This window comes from Psychrobacter sp. N25K4-3-2, from assembly GCF_015351755.1.
GTDB classification, from domain to species: Bacteria; Pseudomonadota; Gammaproteobacteria; order Pseudomonadales; family Moraxellaceae; genus Psychrobacter; species Psychrobacter glaciei.
The window spans coordinates 639,300-656,984 of sequence record NZ_JADKLX010000003.1; the positions used below are offsets into that span (position 1 = coordinate 639,300).

Consider the following 17,685-nt stretch of genomic DNA (forward strand, 5'->3'; position numbering starts at 1 on the left):
TCATTTTAAGACGACAAATCAAGAGAGGCTCTGTAATGCTCATGTCACTATGATTAACATATCGATTAACATATCGGCTACTTTAATAGCATACTTTGACCTAATTTATGAATAGGCAAAATGTGTTGATAGTATGCCTAGTAACTCATACGATGACATATGCGAAAAAAATCAATGTTAATTAGTGACCTTTTCAAAGCGCGCAATAGACTCAACATGTCCAGTATGGCAAAACATATCCATTACGCCAGCATGAGTCAGACGGTAGCCTTGCTCTAACAATGCTTTTGTATCTCGGGCGAGCGTTGCAGGGTTGCAAGAGACATAGACAATACGCTCGGCGTTAAACTTCGGTAGATACTGCATAATCTCCCACGCGCCAGAACGAGGCGGATCGATCAATAGCGCATCAAAGCCTTGGTTGGCCCAAGGCTTATCAGTACAGTCTTGCGTTAAGTCTTGGCTATAGAATTCAGTGTTATTTATACCATTACGACGTGCATTGTCAGCGGCGCGTGCGGTCATTGCCTCGCTACCTTCAACACCGACGACAGAGCCAGTCTCGCCAACCAATCGTGCCAATGGCAAGCTAAAGTTACCCAAACCACTGAATAAATCAAGCACTCGTTCACCGGCTTTTAGGTCTAATAAATCACAAGCAAGCTTGGTCATCTGACGGTTCACCGACAGATTAACTTGGGTGAAATCTGTTGGGATAAATTCAAAAGTAAGGTCGTATTCTGGCAGTTGGTAATACAAACGTCCAAATTTCTGACTCAGGTCATCAGCATCCGTCAAGGCGATACGCTGGATGCTGTCAACGCCTTTCGATTGTAAATACAGCTGCCAATTGCGCGCGGCAAAAAACACTTTTAGCTTCTCTACATCAGCATCAGATAACGGCGCTAAGTTGCGCACAATGAGGGCGACTGGCTGGTTGCCATCTGGTAGGTCTGGCATCTCTTCACCCATCGCCAATTCAAGCTGGGCAATCTTGTCACGGCTCTCTAGAGTACTGATAAGGGTTTTTAAGTTTTCAAGCTCAAAGCCAATACGAGGATCTAGAATATGACACTCATTTAGCTCAGCCAAAAAGTTACTTGAGCGTTCACGAAAGCCCACCAAGGCGGTTTCTTTTTTGGTCACATAACGCACACCCATTCTTGCTTTGGTGCGATAACCGAGGCGATCGCCGATTACAGGTGCTAGCCAATGATCAGGCTCGGCTTTGGCTTGATGCATCAGCATTTCAGCAAGGACAGACTGCTTAAAATTAATCTGAGCATCTGGCTGCCAATGCTGTAAGTTACAGCCACCACAGACACCGAAGTGCGGGCAGGGTGGTACCACGCGTTCAGGATTTGGGTTGGCAGTGATGCTGATCGCGTCACCTTCTTCAAAGCTGGTTCGGCTATTGGTAAGCTTGACTAAAGCGCTTTCACCCGGCAAAGCAAAGCTGACAAAGACTTTTTTACCGTGCTTGTCTACGGCATGACCTTCTGCTTCACCTAAGCCATTGCCATATACTGCCACTCCGCGACCATCATGCGACAACCCATCAATATTAAACGGTAAGGGTTCAGCCTCTTTTAGACGGCGACGGGTCTTTGATGACGGTTTGAATTTTTTCTTGTTAGGCGGAATGGTAATGGTTTGGGTCTCGTTCGCCTGCAGCGTTGCATCAGCTGCGGTAGATATTTTTGAATCGGTGGGTTGCATAAACCTGCCTTAAATAAATAATAAATAACTAAAAAGGTGAGTACAGAAATTGGTACAAAGAATCATGCTTATACTGACGGCGTAAATGACCAATCAGCAATAAATTCTTGATGACGTGCACTGCCATCGGCTTGGGTGTATTTTGCTAGATAGTCATGGCTTTGCTGCTGCCAAGCATCAAAATCTTGTGAGGACAGTTGACCCGTTAAACGCAGCCAGCGCAGATAGATTAGCCAAGTATTCATCACGTCAGACTCGCAATAAATAGACAGCGTCTGCCAATCATCATTGCTGACCAGATCGCCAACCATACTGCCATCGACACTGGTTTTGCCGGGAAGTCCATACAAGCTTGCGACGATATCCATCGCTTCGCGGCGACTGGCACCGTATTGGCTAAATCTGTCCATCAAATCAAGATGGCGAGTATGGAAGCGATTGACATAATTATCAAAACGCATGTTTTTGATGCGTTCGCCTTCTTCAAACAGCCATGGTGCTGAAAGGTCATACTGCATGGCGCGGTAAATCAATACCGGAATATCAAAACCTGAACCATTCCAGCTGATCAGCTGTGGCAATTTTTCAATGTCACTAAACGCTCGAAAGAATTTAACGAGAATGTCCTTTTCGCTGAACTTATCTGCAGTCAACGAAAACAACGACAACTTGCCATCTTTTATATATAACGCCGAAATACAAACAATACGTTGCAGCGGCAAACGCATAAAGTCGTGCCCAGCCTCTTGTGTACGTAGCGCTGTCAATGCGCTCAGTGCGTCCGCATCATTTAGATCCGCCAGCTGCGGGTAAATACGGCGCGCGGCAGCTGTATCCGCGACAGTTTCAATATCAAAGACCAATATAGGGTCGGAGGGTAGGGCGTGTGACATAGATAAACCTAATTAATTTCGAGATTATGGTGCTGCATTGTCTACGCTATCATCGACACTATACAGCCCCGTCGATAAATAACGGTCTCCACGATCACAGACAATAAAGGCGATAACGGCATCAGGGTTTTCTTTAGCCACCTGTACGGCAGCCCATGCAGCGGCGCCTGAAGATACGCCCGCGAAGATACCTTCGGTTTTGGCCAGTTTGCGCATATAAACTTCAGCGATATGTTGGTCAATATCCATCACTTCATCGACCAAGTCTGCATCAAAAATACCCGGCATATAAGCGGCAGGCCAACGGCGGATACCAGCAATAGACGCTTCTTCGTCAGGTTGCAGCCCGATGATTTTAATCGCTGGGTTTTGTTCTTTTAGGTATTGCGAGACACCAGTAATGGTGCCAGTCGTGCCCATCGAGCTGATAAAGTGGGTTATTTTACCCGCAGTTTGCGCCCATAGCTCAGGGCCAGTCGTTAGATAATGGGCTTGTCTGTTATCAAGATTATTAAATTGATCTAAGACGATGCCTTTGCCATCCGTTTGCATCTGCAACGCCAAATCACGCGCCGCTTCCATACCTTCGTCCACTTCAATCAACGTCGCACCATAAGCAATCATGGCGTCTTTGCGTTCTTGAGTCGAGTTGGTTGGCATCAATAGGGTGATCGGATAGCCACGCATCGCAGCGACCATAGCCAACGCAATGCCTGTATTGCCACTGGTGGCTTCAATCAGCATATCTCCAGGCTTTATGTCGCCGCGCTGTTCCGCTTGGTAAATCATATTAAAAGCAGGGCGGTCTTTGACAGAGCCAGCAGGATTATTGCCCTCAAGTTTGGCGAGCAAAACCGCACCGTTTGTAATGTGCTCCTGCTCAGGCAGACGCTGAAGTTTCACCAATGGTGTTTGTCCGACGCAATCGGCAAGGGCAGTCACTTGCGTGATAAAGTTGGCATTTGACGTGGTCGTCGTGGACATAAGGTATCCTTATTGGTTTTTTAGAGGACAATTTCTTTAATATTAGGTATTTTTTAGGGCGTTATTCATTTAACAGTCGTCTGAAGCACCGCATTTTAAATAACGGCTTGCTGATTAACACACTGTTGTTATCGTCCAACAATCGCTTGAGACCATTCCTATAAATTCTGAGACTGCTACTATAAAGGTTGTTACTCAATCGTCAGCCAGTCAATCAGTTCGAGGGTCATAATTACGCCGTTAATCTGGTCATATGACGAGGTATAAATGATGACAAATAAAAAGTTGCGTCATTATATCATTTTGTTTTCAGCCGCGCTGATGACATCAGGTATTATTGGTAAATGCATTGCTACTAATATTAAAGACTTGAACATGGATACTGTCAAAATTATCAATGGATAGAGGTTCTCTCGTAGGGATTATAAAGGTTAAGGTAAGCGCTATGAATGTTTAACAGCCATTCATAAAATACTGTTAAGATAATATCGAGCACCAGTTATTGGCTCCGGCATAAGACGTGAAAGCAGCATGAGTATTTATCGCAAAAATATCAGTGGAGAGTAACCCTAGTATGGCATACAAGAAACGTTTTGATACCAGTAGCGCTTATGGTCAGCTGATTATATTGGTGTTTTTGCCGATCTGTTTATTAGCAGCGGTCGGTGGTATCTTGGTATTTCACGAAACCATGCGTGCGAGCAACTCAGAGCAAGAAGCATTAGCAGAGGCAATGCTTATTCGTTATACACCCACGATTGCCGAGCGTATTCCCGAACTACTAGAGCAGCAGCGTCAGCAAGCGATAGATGAGATCAATACAAGTGAGGCACCGCAAAAATCAGCTGTTACACTCAGCGGCCTCCAAGATAGGCTTGGGCGTATGCAGTCGGAGCAGCATGTACAGCGTATTGCGATTATTGACGAGGGCAATCAAGTACTGGTAACGGTAGGCTATGGGGCGAATGAAGCGTGGCCTCTGATCGCCACGACAGGGGAGTTTTTATCGCAAAAGCCAACACCTATTGGTACCGCCTATGGCAGCATGCTGGGTGATTTTGACGGTCAGCAACTGTGGTTGATGATTGATATGGACAACGAGCCGCTCTATATCGCTCGTTACCGTATCGCCATGGCACTGGTCATTACTGGCTTATTTACTATTTTAATCTTGTTGCTAAGTTTGAATATTTATTCAAAACGTTGGATTGCACCAATTTATGAGTTGCGCCTGCAATTACAACGTACCCATGTCGACAATCTCTACCAACCCGCTTCGGTCGAGTCAACTGGTGAGCTGAATTTATTACAACAGGATTTAATTAGGACTCTACGCCGTTTGCATGGTAGCTTTCAAGAGCTTAAGGATCACGCTGAGCAAACCGAAGATGACTTGCGTTTGGCCTTTGATGAGATGGAAATGCAAAACATTTCTATTAGAAATGCACGTGATGCCGCCATCTCAACCAGCCAAGCCAAATCTGCGTTTTTGGCCAATATCAGCCATGAGCTGCGCACACCATTAAATAGTATTGACGGCTTTATTAATTTGCTGGCGCGTCATGGCGAGCTCAATCCTGAACAAGACTTGTATGTGCAGACCATACGAAAATCGTCAGCGCACTTGCTTGCTTTGGTCAATGATGTCTTGGACTTTTCTAAAATCGAAGCGGGCAAATTGGTGCTCGATCGTCATGAGTTTGACCTGTATGACACCATCTATGACGTGGTCGACATGCTGTCACCGGTATCCTCAGAAAAGGGGCTGCGCATGGCGGTGCTGTTCTATAATGATGTGCCGATGCGCGTCAATGGTGATGCCTTGCGCCTCAAACAAGTATTGACCAATATCGTGGGCAATGCCATTAAGTTCACAGACAGTGGCGATGTGGTGGTGCGTGTCAGCTTAGATGACCATCGCGACAATTACTTAATGATTAGCGTACAAGACAGTGGTAAAGGTATTTCCTTAGCCGATCAAAAAATGCTGTTCCAAAGCTTTAGCCAAGGCGATCCATCAATTACCCGCCAGTATGGTGGTACAGGTCTAGGCCTGGTTATCTCCAAGCAATTAACCCGTTTGATGGGCGGTGATATTGGTTTTTATGATAATGCACAAGAAAACATTGCCAATCAAGGCGCGACGTTTTGGTTTCGAATGCCAGCCCATGTCGATGTGCTAGAGGCGGCTACTGGGCAGACGATTGCGCTACCCGTGTTAGCACCGCTGGCAAGTGCCACGGATGAGTTCAATGTGTTGGTATGGATTAATCATCCTGCTTCGATACAGGTACTCAAAGCCAGCTTGCAGTACTTACCGATTAAGCTGACCCAAGCCAATTCGTTGCCAGGCGTGCTTGAGTCACTAAAAGAGCGCGGCAATTATTGGGATTGGGTCATCGTCGATGATGACACGCAAGACGATATGATGGCGCTGCTCAAACAGATTCGTCTGCATTATCAAGGCAAGCTGGCGGTGTTTGGTTATCAGGTCGCTGCCGATCAAGCACTGTTAAATCGTTATCATGCCAATATATTGTATGAGCCGTTAGACAAACGCCAACTCTACGGTATGCTTGATACGCAGAAGCGCAGCGCACCCAAAAACATGCAAGAGCCGCGCTGGAAAGGCGTGACCGTGCTGGCAGTTGATGACCATCTGCCCAACCTACTGGTGCTCGATGCCTTACTCAGTGAGCTTGGCATTCAGGTTATTACGGCGAATAGTGGTTTTGAAGCCATAGAGCTTATCAGCAAGCAACAAACCAAAAACATCAAAACCGCCAAAGCTGATAAGCAAAGTTTGTCGAAAAAGACCCAGATTTCAAAAGCGGAAACGCGCGACGAAGTGGGTAAAGCCGCCAACAGTTCCCTATACTCTGAAGATAACAATAATGAAGACAAAAGCACTACTCAGAGTACAACCAATGCTCAGAGTAAAAGCAGTAATCAGGATAAAAACAGCATCGACTTGATATTTATGGACATACAAATGCCGCGGATGTCAGGGCATGAAGCCGCTCGACAGATTCGTAATATCGAGAATGCTGATAATCGTATTCCCATTATTGCGTTGACAGCACATGGATTGGCTGACGAGCGCGACAAGCTCATGGCGAGTGGTATTAATGATTATGTGGGTAAGCCTATTAGCCAACCACAGTTGTTACAAGTGCTACAAAAATGGCTAGGACGCACAACGACAGTGCCGCAGTTAACCGCTGTGGCTGGAGTCAATGCAGAGCAAGAGGCTGGTACTCAAAATACTGGTACTCAAAATATCGGTACTGATGTCAGTACTAAAGATTTTGATGCAAAAGGTTTTGATGTACAAAGTGACCCCTTAACGAATACCGCTGTGGAAAAACCTTTAGGTTCGTATGTAGGCACTACAGCACCGGCTTATCCGATGGTTAAAGGTAGTGACGATTATAATGGTCAGGTGCCCGAAGCTATCAATCAGCAAAAAGTAACCCGACCTTTATCATTAAAAAAAATCCGTGATGACTATCTAAAGGACAGCCAGCCTCGTGAGGACTATAGACAAGGAACGCTGCGCGAAAGCCAGCCACGCTATGAAAGCTTGCGCTATCAACAGCAAAGACAAGCATCGCTACTGTACCCTCCGTACCAAATATCAGGCAGCAGCAACCCTGAGGTACTAGCAAGTACCGAGGATAAGTTAGACGAGCACACAAACCTCGACCTAAGCGCTAATGATACGAACACCTCCCATATCTTAGACTGGCAAGATGCGCTGACTCGCTCAGCGAATAAACCGGATCTCGCAGCCAAGCTCATAATTATGATGCTCGATACGATCAATGAGGAAAAGCGCGCCCTCACTCAAGCGTGGGATGCCCGTGACCGTAGTGCTCTTGCACAAATTGCCCATCGTATCTTAGGCGGTAGTCGCTATACTGGTGTACCAGAGCTACGTCAGGCCAGCCAAGATTTGGAAGACAAGAGCTTGTTGAATATTCAGCACACTACGCCTGCACAGTTTGCGATGCTTGAGCCCTATTATGAAGCGTTATTAACGGCATTAAATAACTTACAAGCGCTGGATTTATCGTCTTATGCGCAGCTGAATTATCATCGTCTGAGTGAAAATGATATGACGTGGAAGATGATTTGAGGCAGATAATATATCAGAGGGTTTTGCCTGTAAATTGGCTGGTTTTTATTGATAGATAGATGGCTGGTATCCTGACAGTCAGTTATTCATGCGATATGACAGATATAACCCTGTTATATTGGCATCATTAGCAGCATATTTATTTTATTTATTAATAAGGATTGTTATGAACGCGATTGCCACGTACCAGTATAAAACGTTACAAGTGAGTGTGACTGACCATATTTTAACCGTTACTTTAAACCGCCCTGAAAAAAAGAATGCCATGAGTTTTCAGATGATAGATGAGTTGATTAAAGTAGCAGGTCGCATTAGCAAAGATAAAACAATACGTGCGGTGATTTTGAATGGTGCTGGAGATACGTTTTGTGCGGGTATCGATTTGAGCGACTTAAACCATCCAAAAAATAAAGCCTTTGCACTTTGGGAGTTAATGAAACCTTGGCAGAGCCTCTTTCAGCGTGTCTGTTTGGTTTGGCGTGATGTGCCTGTCCCTGTGATTGCGGTACTAGAAGGGTATTGTATTGGTGCAGGGCTACAACTGGCGCTGGCGTGTGATGTGCGCATCAGTCATCCTGATTGTAACTTGTCTATTATGGAAGCCAAGTGGGGGCTCGTGCCTGATATGGGATTGACTCAGTCGGCATTGGGCGTGGTTCGCGTCGATGTCTTAAAAGAGCTGGCGATGAGTGCCCGTACGATTGATGCAACCGAAGGCAAAGAGTTAGGTCTCGTCAGTCACTGTAGCGAGACACCCTTAGCACAAGCACAACAGCTCGCTGCTGAATTTGCAGAGCGCTCACCAGATGCCGTACTGGCCAGTAAACGTGTCATCAATGCGATGTACGAACAATCAGCGTTGACGTTATATCAAGAAAAAGTCTGGCAGCTAAAGATGATGTTAGGTCGCAACCGTAAGCTTGCGCTCAGAAAAGCCAAGCAAGCCAGCACTGCATTTGCCAAGCGCCAATTCCGTTAGAAATCTTAGGTACTTCGTGAAAGGTTGTTTTTGTTGTTAGTGTTTATTTTATTAATAGCATAGAGCTATTGAAATACAAGCAGACAGTAAGATATAACACTGTCTGCTTGTGTATCTGTGCATAAATATGCATTATTGATTTGCTGCCAGTTTTTTATTTTGAATACCTTTATCCTGAATAAAAACTGGCCACACGCAAAGCCTGAATAATAAAATAATAACCATTATACAAAACGGTCTCACTATGTCTGCTCCAAAGTCTTCTTTGCCCAATAAACCACTTGCCTCTGAACGAGTGCGCTCTGCCGATTTGCCTGTAGCATGGATCATGATGCTCGGACTCATAGTGGCAGTAGGGCCGCTGTCTATTGATATGTATTTGCCAGCATTACCATCGATGGCAGATGACTTTGGTGTATCCACTGCCTTTATGGCCAATTCTGTGCCAGCGTATTTTTTGGGCTTGGTGTTTGGTCAGCTGTTTTATGGCCCGTTTAGTGATCGTGTCGGTCGCGTCAAACCTCTATATATAGGTATGACGTTGTATGTCATCGCATCCATCATCTGTGCAACCACGAACGATGAATATGTATTGTTTGTGGGACGCACCCTTCAGGCACTGGGGGCTTGCGTGGGGGCTGTGGTTACCCGTGCCGCGATTCGCGATCGCCTAACAGCCAAACAAACTGCCAAAGCCTTTTCTATCATGATACTGGTGATGGGTTTAGCGCCGATATTAGCGCCATCACTTGGTGCGGTATTTTTGCGTTTTTTTACATGGCACTCTATTTTTTGGTTTTTAGCCGCTTTTGGCACGCTCAACTTATTACTCACCAAATTTTTCTTTTTTGAAACATTGACTGAAGAAAACCGTAATGTGCGTCCCGCCAAAGAAGTCCTGAGTCAATACTGGGATTTACTGAAAGATCGCACCTTTAGCTATCCTGCGATTGGTGGCGGTCTGTTGATGGGAGCAATGTTTGTTTATATCAGCTCGGCTTCTGAATTGATCATGGATACGTATGGGGTATCGGCGACCCATTTTGGCTGGCTCTTTGGCATGAATGCGGCTGGTTTTGTCGCTTTAACGCAGCTGAACCAATGGCTCACCAATCGCTTTCGTATCCTGAGTATTCTGCGTTTTGGTGCTATGATGCAAGTTATTTCTGCAGGCGTGCTATTCGTGATAGGTCTGTTTTTGGGTACTGATGCGTGGCTACCACTAGTATTGGTCTGTATTTTCTTTTGTATTGCAGGTCTTGGTTTGACGCAGCCGAATGCTTCTGCGATTGCTTTAGCCTTCCAAAAACGCCGCGCAGGTATGGCAAGTGCATTGCAAGGCTCTCTTATGTTCTCCGTGGGTATTTTTGGCGGTTTATTGTTGAATCTATTTCCGGTCAATCCAGTACTTAAAATCGGTATTGCCATGTTTTCTTTAATGAGTCTCGGTTGCTTTTTGATTTGGCAGATAGATCGTAATTTAAATCTTGATGATGCCGAATAAGTCCCAAATGAGCCATTAAATGATCAATTAAATCATGCCTTACTTACTCCCTGAAAAGCACTCAAACGTCAAAGGCGTTGTGAGTGCTTTTTTGTGTGCTTTGTACTAAAAAAATGTATATACATTTTTACTTGTTAAAATAAACAAATGTCCTTTATTTAATTAAAATAATGCTTTTTATTAGGTCGTAAAATACGATAAAGCGTAAATAAATATACTTATGTTTAATAATTATATATGTGGCCTTTGCTATATATAACAATTTGTATGTATTCTCTAAACATAATTATTGCAATCACAGAGTTGCTCAATTATCATCCTAAGTAACTTTCTGTAAGCAAATATTATTTAATGATTATTCGACCTTGCTAGATTGTTATTCACTAAAATTTAGAAATACCTTAAACTTTAAGGATGGGATATGAAGCAAATATATCGGATGTTACCGATTGTATTAAGTGTTGGCTTATTCGGATGTGGTAATTCTTCTACACAAGAGAGCGCCAACTCGACTGGCAAGGCGATAGCAGCAGAAAGTAAAGATGAGTTTATCAGTAAACTGCCTGATACTGCGCCAACCTTAAAGGTTGCTACCACAGGGACGATGCCTCCATTCTCGTTCCAGGATGACTACGGCAATATGCAGGGGATTGATATTGATTCTATCCGTGCTCTTGGTGAAGAGCAGGGGTTCAAGGTCGAATTTTACAAAGAAACTTGGCAAAATATGTTCGACAGTGTGGCGTCAGGCGGTCGTGATTTAGCGATATCAGGTATCTCTTATAAAGATGATCGTGCAGAAAAATATGGCTTATCTGACCCTTACTTTTTTAACCCGTCTTCAATCATGTATGCCAAAAGTGACACAAAAATCAAAGGCATAGAAGATTTAGCTGGCATGCATGTCGCGGCGATGGAAGGCTCTAAGCAAGAAGATCAGCTAAATGCGATGGGTCAATATAGTGAGATGACCACTAGAAGTACGGCTTTTTTGCTGTATGAAGACTTAATGCAAGGCAAGGTCGATGTGATTTTGCATGATCTACCTATTTTGCAATATACGGCAAAAAACCATCCAGAATATGATGTCACCATCGTCCCTTATGAAGGCGCGGATAATCCTTCAGCACAGCAAGTCATACTGATGGCAAAAGGCAATAGTAAGCTTATCAATACCGTCAATGAAGGGATTGCTAAGCTTGAGAAAAAAGGCACGTTTAAAGCAATCGATGAGCAGTGGTTAGGCGCGTCTGAGCCAGCTACTAAAAGCGCTACTACCAATGAGCAATCGAAATAAGGGGCTATAAAAGATGGCAACCACACATAATGTTGACAACAAACGTTATCGCAGTCTGATTGTTTCAATTGCACTGTTTTTATCATTGATTGGTGCTTTGCTGGCCTTTACTTTTTATACATCCAGCTTGCTCGAAAGAAACACGGTTCTAATTGACCAAACCAACCAAGTCGCTAATAGCGCCCAAGCGGTAATCAAAGATCTATTTGACTTAGATAGCAGCTATGGTGAAGACACCAGCTCTCCGCATATTCAACGAGTTTTGGAGCGTTTGGAACAAAACACTGCGCTTATTACCAACTCAATTGCGGCGATTGGGCAGGGTGGACAGGTTACAGATCTTGATGGTAATGACTACACGCTACCAAAGATTAATGAAAATTCGCAAGCCAAAATTTCTGCCGCCAATGAGCAGTGGCAACTTTTAGAGCCAAAGATTCAAAGCTATCTCAAAGATGCTGATAACATTATGGTTGATTCTTCTGATGAGTTGATTCAAGCGGTTGAGCAGGCCAAAACCTCTAGTTTGTTTATTAACGAATCGTTAGATGAACTCACTGATGAAGTGTTTATCAACGCTGAGCGCCAAGCCGACACCATCCGTTTGATTCAGGTATTGGGTGTTGCAGCTATCTTTGCTTACTTCTTAATTTTCGTTTTCTTCTTCGTTCGTCGTCTGCGTGATACCGATGCAGAAGCTTTGGCCGCTCGTCGTGAAACCCAAGAAATCATGGAGACGGTGAATACGGGTCTTTTCTTGCTAGACAAAGATTTGAATATCGGTCAGCAGCATTCTCGCGCACTGACCAATATTATCGGTGCTGACACCCTAGCAGGAGAAAACTTTACCAATGTCTTGCGTGGTCGTATTTCTGATAAAGACCTAAACACCACCCGCCAATTCATTGAGCAGCTATATAATCCGCGTGTGAAAGAAAAGCTGGTTGATTCTTTAAACCCACTAAATAAAGTCATGTTGCACAATGCTCACGGAGCAGATGGTGCTGACAGTCGTTATTTAGACTTCAAGTTTTCGCGGGTTTATGAAAATAAAGACATCGCTCGTATTCTCGTCAACGTCAATGACGTCTCAGACGCCGTATATTTAGAACAGCGCCTAGAAAAAGAGCGTTCACAAAATGACATGCAGATTGAGATGTTAACAACCATCTTAAACGTCAATCCAAAAATCATTAACGAATTTATTACCAATACCAAAGCACACATCGACAAGATGAATAACATTTTGAAAAACCCAGGTAGCTCACAATTTGAGCTCGAAGGTAAATTAAAAGCCATCTATCGTGAAATGCATAGCCTAAAAGGTGAAGCTTCTGCGCTGAAACTGCACAGCTTTACTAAGATTGCGTCCGATGCGGAAGACAAGCTGGATGCGTTGCAAAACCAAGGCAAATTATCAGGTAACAACTTCTTGCCGTTAGCAGTGCATTTAGATGATTTGCTCAGCCTATCTAATACCATCGAAACATTGGGTGAGCGTATCAACCAAGCCACGCCAAAAAGTGTCAGTGCAACAAACAATACTCATGCGACCCAATCGGTAGCATCATCAACCACGCCTGCATCAAACATTAAGACATCAACCGCTAGCGAAAACCAATCAACGCATCAATCAGCCATGAGCATGCCTGTGGCAAGCGGTAATGATATTGATATTGATTTGAGTGATGAGTCGGATGATGATCAGTTGTCTTATTATCAAAGTTTTGCGCAAGACATCGCGGCAAGACAAGGTAAGCAAGTGCAGTTGAGCAGTCAGACGTTAGCGCACACGGCGATACCAGCCCATCTTAAAAATGTCGTCAAAGAAATAAGTATTCAGCTGTTACGCAATGCTGTGGTACATGGTATTGAGACGCCTGCGGTACGTCAGTCAGCTGACAAACCAGCCGTTGGTACTATTGATCTAGAAATACAGAGTGATAGCCGCGATCTCGTTATTACTTTGCAAGACGACGGACAGGGTATCGATTACGACAGCATCCGCCAAAAACTCATCGCCAAAGGTCGCTTTGACGCAGAAGCTACTGCTCAAATGAGTCAGGGTGAGCTATTAAAGCAACTGTTTATGTCAGGGTTCTCGACCAAAGAACACGCTGATGAAGATGGTGGTCGCGGTGTTGGCTTGGATATTATCAAAGCACAAGTAAAAGAGTATGACGGTAAGCTCAACGTCAATAGTGAGCTTGGTAAAATGACTCGCTTTACCATTACCTTGCCTAAAGCTTAATTAAGGATAAGAAAGACGTTATGTATAAATTAATGATTGTTGATGATTCTAATATCATTCGAAACCGAATCCAGCGTGCGTACGATTCAGGAGAGTTTATGTTGGTGGCTACGGCGACCAGCGGTGTGCAAGCTATTGAGAAATTTAATGTGCATCGTCCTAATGTCATTACTATGGATTTGACCATGCCACAAATGGACGGTCTGGAGTGTATCGAAAAAATCATTGCCATTGACCCTGAAGTTCGTATTTTAGTGGTGTCAGCCTTATCTGATAAATCGACTGGTATTGAAGCATTATCGTTGGGTGCAAGTGGATTTTTATGTAAGCCTTTTTCAGAAGAAGAGCTTGTCGAAGCTTTACATGAGCTTATGCAAGACTAACTTCAGCCAACGATTTAAGCAGATGTCATTATGAAAGAACAACATTTACATATTTTTTTGAACATCATTACCAACTATTTTGATCAGTTCGGTAGTGAATCACTTATCGTTGATACGCCTTATTTACTGGAAAATCAACAGCCAAAAGTCTACGACTATACCGGTGTCATTGGTATATCAGGGGTACAAAAAGGCGTGGTGTATTTTTCGGCAACCCGTGATTTACTGTCTTCAATATTGGACAGCATGGGTGAGACTGATAAAAGCGATGAAAACTACATCGATTTGGCTGGTGAAGTTGCCAATACGATCGCGGGTAATGCGCGCAAAGAGTTTGGTTCAGAGTTCCATATTTCTGTGCCGTTTGTTTTTAAAGGCGCACCGCAAAGTATTGTGTTGCCGCACGATGAGCGCTCTTTTATCATTCCTGTTACTTGGCGCGGTCAAGTCGGTGAAATTGTGGTTTGTTTGCAAGATTAAACTAAGCACCCACACATCATCGATGTTAGCTATGGACAATACACTATTATGGTTAAAGTAGAAAAATTAGGCGTCTTTTTAAGCTCAATCAGCGCATTCTTTGCGCAGATTGATGATACGCCAGTGGCGATTGATACGCCATATTTGAACAGTAATAAAAGTGCCGTTGGTTATGATTATAGCGGCATCATTAAAATATCTGGACCTATCGAAGGCTGCGTCTATGTGAGCGCGCCAAGCGTAATGTTGCGAGAAGTTATAAAAGTGATGGGCGAGCCAGATTCATCGATTACGATGATGAAAGACTTGTTGGGTGAGATGACCAATACCATCTCAGGTAATGCACGTACGGAGTTTGGCTCAGATTTTATTATCTCACCGCCCAAAATTATTGAGGGCGCGCCAAGCATCGCTTATTTACCAAAAGACCGCCAAAGCTATGTCACGCCATTTACTTGGCGCGGTTACGAAGCGGTGATTGGTATTTGTATCGCTTAGGGCGTGTTTGATCCTTTGAGCATGGCACTGAACGTAGCTGTCTGTGGATCCAATGATAGTAATCAGCGAAAAAAACGACGTTAAAGCGTCGTTTTTTTTATGATTTTTATCCAAAGGTTTGTCCCATAGCTTGTTCATTTATTTGATATTTAGCTTGTGCGTCTCATGATAATAGCGCTAGCAGTAAGCTGTACTTTTATGATAAAATACAGCGCAGCTATTTTATAACTTAGTGTTTATCGCTAAGTTCAAATCATAGCTCATTTTTTAAACCAACCCATCAACCAATGACACACACATCATGGCAAAAAATTGCTGGGTGTTTGGCGACTTGATTAATTTGCAAAAAGTTAGTGCGGTATTCATAAGCATTGACCCTCAGCAGATGCGTGTCGCTAGATAGGCAGTTTTTGTGATGTGGAGGCATAACCCAACCACTAGGAATTTCACATGGCTACAAAGAATCCAACCAAAATCGAAATGCGCGACTTACTACAAGCCGGCGCTCACTTTGGTCACCAAACACGTTTTTGGAACCCAAAAATGGGACCATACATCTTTGGTGCACGTAACAAGATTCACATCATCAACTTAGAGCACACTGTAAAAGCGTTTAATGAAGCATTGACTTACGTAAACGGCTTAGCTGCTAAGAAAAACAAAGTATTGTTCGTTGGTACTAAACGCGCTGCTAGCGGTATCATCCGTGAACAAGCTGCCCGCGCTGGCATGCCATACGTTGACCATCGCTGGTTAGGTGGTATGTTGACTAACTGGAAAACACTTCGCCAGTCAATCAACCGTCTAAAAGAGCTAGAAAAACAAGCAGAAGACGGTACTTTCGCTAAGCTTACTAAGCGTGAAGCGTTAGAGCGTACTCGTGATATGGAAAAACTCGAGCGTTCACTAGGCGGTATCAAAGACATGGGCGGCCTACCTGACGCAATCTTCGTTGTAGACGTAGATCATGAAGCGATTGCTATCAAAGAAGCTAAAAATCTAGGTATCCCAGTTATCGGTATCGTTGATACCAACTCAAACCCAGATAACGTTGATTACATCATTCCAGCAAACGATGATGCTATCCGTGCAGTGACTTTGTATGTAACTTCTATGGCTGATGCGATCATTGCTGGTAAAGAATACGCACAGACTCAAGCAGGCGGCAAAGCTGAGCAAGAAGCACCTGTTGCAGCTACTGAAGCAGCACCAGCTGAAGCGGCTACTGAAGAAGCAGCAACTCCAGCAGAATAAATAGCTGACCTAAAAGGTTTACCTTTGTAAGGATGTATTAATAGTTATGCTATCAGCATCCATATAAAGGTATTAACAGCGTATACGTACAAGCTCACAATAGGCATGATGTAGTTTTACTCGTCATGCCTTATTGTTGATGGATTGTTTGTTAATAGGCGAGTATTATCGTTTATAGTTGCCCTCATGATACACAAGATCTGTTATCACAACGACTTCTGCTATCACAAGCAACGATGAGCACTTTCATCACAAGAGCAATCATCACTACAAGAGCAATATAGTACTTATAAAATATAGTACCTATAGATAGTTTCTATAAATAGTATGAAAATATTGAATAGAAGTTAAGCACTCCCATACATAACAATATAAAAGGTAACTCTTATGTCAGAAGTAAAAGTATCTGCCAAAATGGTAAAAGAATTGCGTGACCGTACTGGTCTTGGCATGATGGAATGTAAAAAAGCGTTGGAAGAGTCAAACGGCGATGTCGAAACTGCCATTGATAACCTACGTAAATCTGGTCAAGCCAAAGCCGCTAAAAAAGCGGGTAACATCGCAGCTGACGGCGCTATCATCATCGCTCAAGGCGACAACAAAGCATTCTTGCTAGAAGTTAACTGCCAGACTGATTTTGTTGCAAAGGATGACAGCTTCAATGCATTTGCAGAAAAAGTGGCTAGCATTGCTCTAGAGAACAACGTGACTGACGTTGCTGCTATCTCTGAATTGCCTTATGGCGATGGTCAAACCGTTGAAGAAGCACGTGTATCTTTAGTACAAAAAATCGGTGAAAACATCCAAATCCGCCGTGTTGAAGTACTTGAAGGCGCTAACATTGCTGCATACCGTCATGGTCTACGTATCGGCGTAGTGGTATCTTATGAAGGCGGCAGTGCAGACACTGGCAAAAACCTTGCCATGCATATCGCTGCGTTCAACCCAGTTGCAGTAGATGACGAAGACGTCGCTGCTGACGTACTAGCGCGCGAAAAAGACATCATCGAAGCCAAAGCAAAAGAATCTGGCAAGCCTGACAATATCGTTGAAAAAATGATCGAAGGTGGCCTACGTAAGTACCTAGACGAAGTAACGTTATTGCGTCAGCCATACGTCATGGACAACGAGAAAAAAGTTGGTGACGTATTGAAAGCTGAAGGCGTAAAAGTACTTGGCTTTAAACGTCTAGAAGTTGGTGAAGGCATTGAGAAGAAGCAAGAAGATTTCGCTGCTGAAGTTGCTGCAACTCAAGCACTAGCTAATAAGTAAGTTTCAAAATGCAGTAAGTACTGAGTTTGTTTT

Annotated in this window: 13 protein-coding genes; 10 read left to right on the forward strand and 3 right to left on the reverse strand. The window is 43.8% G+C overall.

The features are described 5' to 3' along the window. Positions 1-177: 177 nt before the first annotated feature. From rlmD to cysM, 3 genes are all read right to left on the reverse strand, one after another. Positions 178-1,719 carry a 23S rRNA (uracil(1939)-C(5))-methyltransferase RlmD gene (gene rlmD, locus IOD06_RS10540; RefSeq protein ID WP_194620832.1) on the reverse strand — a complete coding sequence of 514 codons (1,542 nt, stop codon included), beginning with the start codon at positions 1,717-1,719 and terminating at the stop codon, positions 178-180. Positions 1,720-1,787: 68 nt separating this feature from the next. Then, entirely contained in the window at positions 1,788-2,612 is an 825-nt protein-coding gene (locus IOD06_RS10545; protein WP_194620833.1) for a 3'-5' exonuclease, read from the reverse strand. Positions 2,613-2,636: 24 nt separating this feature from the next. Then, positions 2,637-3,596, reverse strand: a complete 960-nt coding sequence (gene cysM / locus IOD06_RS10550; protein WP_194620834.1) for a cysteine synthase CysM — start codon at positions 3,594-3,596, stop codon at positions 2,637-2,639. A 574-nt stretch (positions 3,597-4,170) separates the two neighbouring features. On the opposite strand from cysM, the gene IOD06_RS10555 reads away from it, so the two are divergent. The 10 genes from IOD06_RS10555 (at position 4,171) to tsf (ending at position 17,652) form a co-directional block, all read left to right on the forward strand. Continuing rightward, positions 4,171-7,734 carry an ATP-binding protein gene (locus tag IOD06_RS10555; RefSeq protein ID WP_194620835.1) on the forward strand — a complete coding sequence of 1,188 codons (3,564 nt, stop codon included), beginning with the start codon at positions 4,171-4,173 and terminating at the stop codon, positions 7,732-7,734. 166 nt (positions 7,735-7,900) lie between these two features. Next, positions 7,901-8,713, forward strand: coding sequence for a crotonase/enoyl-CoA hydratase family protein (locus IOD06_RS10560; RefSeq protein WP_010201768.1), 813 nt, complete (start codon positions 7,901-7,903; stop codon positions 8,711-8,713). A gap of 244 nt (positions 8,714-8,957) precedes the next feature. Then, entirely contained in the window at positions 8,958-10,217 is a 1,260-nt protein-coding gene (locus IOD06_RS10565) for a multidrug effflux MFS transporter (protein WP_189582687.1), read from the forward strand. 421 nt (positions 10,218-10,638) lie between these two features. After that, on the forward strand, positions 10,639-11,514 hold the full coding sequence (locus tag IOD06_RS10570; RefSeq protein WP_194620836.1) for an ABC transporter substrate-binding protein: 876 nt from the start codon (positions 10,639-10,641) through the stop codon (positions 11,512-11,514). 13 nt (positions 11,515-11,527) lie between these two features. Beyond that, entirely contained in the window at positions 11,528-13,765 is a 2,238-nt protein-coding gene (locus IOD06_RS10575; RefSeq protein WP_194620837.1) for an ATP-binding protein, read from the forward strand. A 20-nt stretch (positions 13,766-13,785) separates the two neighbouring features. After that, a complete protein-coding gene (locus IOD06_RS10580) occupies positions 13,786-14,148 on the forward strand; it encodes a response regulator (protein WP_194620838.1) in 363 nt (120 codons plus the stop codon). Between the two features lie 30 nt (positions 14,149-14,178). Beyond that, positions 14,179-14,628, forward strand: a complete 450-nt coding sequence (locus IOD06_RS10585; RefSeq protein ID WP_189582676.1) for a chemotaxis protein CheX — start codon at positions 14,179-14,181, stop codon at positions 14,626-14,628. A gap of 48 nt (positions 14,629-14,676) precedes the next feature. After that, positions 14,677-15,126, forward strand: coding sequence for a chemotaxis protein CheX (locus IOD06_RS10590; RefSeq protein WP_189582673.1), 450 nt, complete (start codon positions 14,677-14,679; stop codon positions 15,124-15,126). A gap of 450 nt (positions 15,127-15,576) precedes the next feature. Continuing rightward, on the forward strand, positions 15,577-16,380 hold the full coding sequence (rpsB, locus tag IOD06_RS10595; RefSeq protein WP_010201760.1) for a 30S ribosomal protein S2: 804 nt from the start codon (positions 15,577-15,579) through the stop codon (positions 16,378-16,380). A 387-nt stretch (positions 16,381-16,767) separates the two neighbouring features. Then, positions 16,768-17,652 carry a translation elongation factor Ts gene (gene tsf / locus IOD06_RS10600; RefSeq protein ID WP_010201759.1) on the forward strand — a complete coding sequence of 295 codons (885 nt, stop codon included), beginning with the start codon at positions 16,768-16,770 and terminating at the stop codon, positions 17,650-17,652. The last annotated feature ends 33 nt before the right edge of the window (positions 17,653-17,685 follow it).

Coding starts and splice junctions, on each gene's coding strand:
- IOD06_RS10570 (WP_194620836.1), top strand. CDS start 10,639: ATGAAGCAAATATATCGGATGTTACCGATTGTATTAAGTGTTGGCTTA.
- tsf (WP_010201759.1), top strand. CDS start 16,768: ATGTCAGAAGTAAAAGTATCTGCCAAAATGGTAAAAGAATTGCGTGAC.
- IOD06_RS10580 (WP_194620838.1), top strand. CDS start 13,786: ATGTATAAATTAATGATTGTTGATGATTCTAATATCATTCGAAACCGA.
- IOD06_RS10565 (WP_189582687.1), top strand. CDS start 8,958: ATGTCTGCTCCAAAGTCTTCTTTGCCCAATAAACCACTTGCCTCTGAA.
- rlmD (WP_194620832.1), bottom strand. CDS start 1,719: ATGCAACCCACCGATTCAAAAATATCTACCGCAGCTGATGCAACGCTG.
- cysM (WP_194620834.1), bottom strand. CDS start 3,596: ATGTCCACGACGACCACGTCAAATGCCAACTTTATCACGCAAGTGACT.
- IOD06_RS10575 (WP_194620837.1), top strand. CDS start 11,528: ATGGCAACCACACATAATGTTGACAACAAACGTTATCGCAGTCTGATT.
- IOD06_RS10585 (WP_189582676.1), top strand. CDS start 14,179: ATGAAAGAACAACATTTACATATTTTTTTGAACATCATTACCAACTAT.
- IOD06_RS10545 (WP_194620833.1), bottom strand. CDS start 2,612: ATGTCACACGCCCTACCCTCCGACCCTATATTGGTCTTTGATATTGAA.
- IOD06_RS10590 (WP_189582673.1), top strand. CDS start 14,677: ATGGTTAAAGTAGAAAAATTAGGCGTCTTTTTAAGCTCAATCAGCGCA.
- IOD06_RS10555 (WP_194620835.1), top strand. CDS start 4,171: ATGGCATACAAGAAACGTTTTGATACCAGTAGCGCTTATGGTCAGCTG.
- rpsB (WP_010201760.1), top strand. CDS start 15,577: ATGGCTACAAAGAATCCAACCAAAATCGAAATGCGCGACTTACTACAA.
- IOD06_RS10560 (WP_010201768.1), top strand. CDS start 7,901: ATGAACGCGATTGCCACGTACCAGTATAAAACGTTACAAGTGAGTGTG.